At 40.2% G+C, this 3,112-nt stretch carries 4 protein-coding genes and 1 pseudogene; 3 read left to right on the top strand and 2 right to left on the bottom strand.

Annotated features, from left to right (window positions below; translation table 11 throughout):
• Positions 1–638: pseudogene (gene katX / locus AOQ70_RS18925) on the bottom strand (catalase KatX); the annotation flags it as partial.
• A gap of 84 nt (positions 639–722) precedes the next feature.
• Here katX and AOQ70_RS18930 point away from each other — a divergent pair.
• The 3 genes from AOQ70_RS18930 (at position 723) to AOQ70_RS18940 (ending at position 2,884) form a co-directional block, all read left to right on the top strand.
• Positions 723–1,382 carry an aspartate/glutamate racemase family protein gene (locus tag AOQ70_RS18930; RefSeq protein WP_059378000.1) on the top strand — a complete coding sequence of 220 codons (660 nt, stop codon included), beginning with the start codon at positions 723–725 and terminating at the stop codon, positions 1,380–1,382.
• Positions 1,383–1,531: 149 nt separating this feature from the next.
• Positions 1,532–2,026, top strand: coding sequence for an RNA polymerase sigma factor (locus AOQ70_RS18935; RefSeq protein ID WP_039182900.1), 495 nt, complete (start codon positions 1,532–1,534; stop codon positions 2,024–2,026).
• A complete protein-coding gene (locus tag AOQ70_RS18940; RefSeq protein ID WP_059378001.1) occupies positions 2,027–2,884 on the top strand; it encodes a DUF3298 and DUF4163 domain-containing protein in 858 nt (285 codons plus the stop codon).
• A gap of 55 nt (positions 2,885–2,939) precedes the next feature.
• Here AOQ70_RS18940 and AOQ70_RS18945 read toward each other — a convergent pair.
• The coding region (locus AOQ70_RS18945; RefSeq protein WP_331457701.1) for a DHHA2 domain-containing protein at positions 2,940–3,112 on the bottom strand (173 nt) is incomplete at its 5' end.

Raw genomic sequence — 3,112 nt, forward strand, 5'->3', positions numbered from 1 at the left:
TGCCGGTATGTTGCTGGGATGCCCCACGGTGAAAAGAGAAATGTCACCATATGCGTCGCTTCAGGTGATTGTGAGACAAAATCAAAGATACGCTCGCCGTCCTGACGATTGGTGACGGGGTCTGGCTTAAAGGCATGAACCAAATCAGGGAATTTTAAAGCATCTCGGATAAAGAAAATTTTCAGGTTGTTCCCCACGAGATCCCAGTTGCCTTCCTCTGTATAAAATTTAATCGCAAACCCTCTTGGATCGCGTAATGTTTCAGGCGAATGACCGCCGTGAATAACAGAAGAAAAACGAACGAAAACAGGCGTCTTTTTCCCTTTCTCCTGAAACAATTTCGCTCTCGTATAGGTGGAGATCGGTTCATCGCCGAATGTGCCATAGGCTTCAAAATAACCGTGAGCTCCGGCACCGCGTGCATGCACAACACGTTCAGGAATGCGTTCTCGATCAAAATGACTGATTTTCTCTAGGAAATCGTAGTTTTCAAGCGTAGTGGGTCCTCTATTCCCAACAGTTCTCATATTTTGATTGTCTGTGACGGGATGACCTTGCCGATTCGTTAAGGTTTCTTCTGACTCTGAAGATGGTTTAGGCTGTTGATCTTCTTTCAATTCAAATCCCTCCTTCAATATCTCCTTAACAATATGGTCATGCTGCTCCCTATTTCATACAAGGATTGATATAATGATTGAAAACTTTCACGAGGAGAGAGCCTGATGATTCGATTACACTGCCTTCACGCCCATCCGTCCAATCAGTCATATATAGAAGATGTTTTTGGTGATACAGATGTTGATTTGCATCACACAGTCGATTCATCATTTATAGAACGCGCCACTCAAGATCCCTCGTTTGATCAACACAAGCAGCAAACGTATGCTATCAACAGATTAAAGCAAGAAAGTGAAGCTGATCTCATTCTGCTCACGTGTACACAATACATTGCTGCTCTAGGTGATCAGCAGCACCTCTTTAAACAACCGATTGTTCCGATCGATGAACCGTTATTTGAGCTGATTTGTGAGAAAAAAGGGCCTCTTCAGCTTGTGTTTTCCAACCCAAATACAGTGGAGGGAACGATGCAGCGGCTTGAATCATATGCAACAGAGCGGGGTAAACAGGTTGAAGTAGAAATGGTTGTGATGGAGGATGTCTTTCATCTTTGCCTAAACGGTGATATGCAAGCCTATGAGGAACAAATCATGGAGCAGCTGAGAAAATGTATGAAGCAAAAAGGCAGAGATATTTGTGTGATGCAGCTTTCGATGGTTCATGCGGCACAGCAGATGGAGCGGGAGACAGGCGTTCCTATCATTCATCCGCTTTCTCCACTAAAACAGTTTGTCCATCAAACACTATCCGTCTGGAAAGAGTGAACCCATCAGGTTCGCTCTTTTTGTATAGGAATGCAAATGCGATGACATGTTAAAAAAATAACCGAGCGCAAACTATTTTTAAAAGGCGCGCGTCTATCCAATGTAAGAAATAACAGATGCGCATTTAAGATAAAGGAGCTCTTTGTAAAATGAAGAAACGAAAAATAGACGATCAATTTGCGGATTACGTCATGGAGCATAAACACAGTTTTTATCGGTTGTCCTATAGTTATGTCAAAAACCCAGAAGATGCTATGGATGTTGTTCAGGAGGCTATTCATAAAGCACTCAAATCTGTTCATCGATTAGAGGATACGAGCAAGATGCATAGCTGGTTTTATAAAATCGTGGTGAACGCTGCCCTAGACTTTTTACGAAAGAAGAAGCGGGTGCAGGTGACAGATGATGATACGCTTGAATTCTTATCACAGGGCGAATCAGATGTATACGAGGATCAAGACGTCAAACGGGCTATAGAAGATTTGCCTGAGATGTATCGAGTCATCATTATTTTGAGATTCTTTGAAGATCTAAAATTAGAGGACATCGCCCAGATTCTCGATGAAAATGAAAACACCATTAAAACAAGATTATATAAGGCGCTGCGGCTTTTAAAAGTAGAATTATCACAGGAGGAAATATAAATGGATAAGTATTTGGAACATTTAAAAGATGAATATTTAGAAATCCCTATACCACCGGAATATGATGCGATGATTGAACGAACGTTAAAAAGAAAAAACAAAAAACCTCATTTTCAGCAATGGACCATCGGACTTGTTGCAGCGGCTGCTCTTTTTGTCACAACTGTTAATGTTAGTCCACAGGCAGCAAGAGCGATTTCAGAAGTACCTATCATTGGCGAGCTGGTGAAAGTCGTGACGTTTACAGAATTTAAAAAGAGCGATCATGGAACGAATATTGATCTTAAAACACCACACGTTTCAGGACTTGGGGACGGAACATTACAAGACAGCCTGAATGAAAAATATTTAGCTGAAAACAAAAAGCTGTATCAAGATTTTGAAAAGGAAACAAAGGGTTATAAAAATGGTCATTTGAGTGTAGAGAGCGGATATGAAGTAAAAACAAACAATGACCAAGTTCTTTCACTAGGTCGATACAAGGTGACGACTCAGGCTTCTGCGGCAGAGGAAATGACATATGATACGGTGGATAAGAAAAATCATGTCCTCATTACATTACCAAGTCTGTTTAAAGATAATCGGTATATAGATGTGATTAGTGAAAATATTAAAGTACAAATGAAGAAACAGATGAAAGAGGATTCAAATAAGATTTACTGGATTACTAAGCAAGATACGGTTGAACCGTTTAAGAAGATTCAACCAGATCAAAACTTCTATATCAATTCAAAAGGCAAACTGGTGATTTCCTTTAATGAATATGATGTGGCACCTGGTTACATGGGCGTAGTTGAATTCACGATTCCAACAAGTGTGTTAAAGGATATTCTCGTGAGTGATACGTACATTCATTAAAAAAAAGACAGACAAAAAAGACTGCTGAATGATTCAGCAGTCTTGTCTTGTTTTATTAAGAAAGTGCGTCTGTCAATGCAGGTACGACTTGTTTCTTTCTTGATACAACACCTTTTAGTAAAGCTGTGTTGTTTTCAAGCGTGACGTTAAATGCTTTTTCTACTTTTGCTGCTTCTGCACCGAGTGCAAGAGCAAGGGAGTCATTTTCTAAAATATCTGTGATGACTA

Origin of the sequence: Bacillus sp. AM 13(2015) (assembly GCF_001518755.1) — a bacterium.
Lineage (GTDB): Bacteria > Bacillota > Bacilli > Bacillales > Bacillaceae > Bacillus > Bacillus safensis.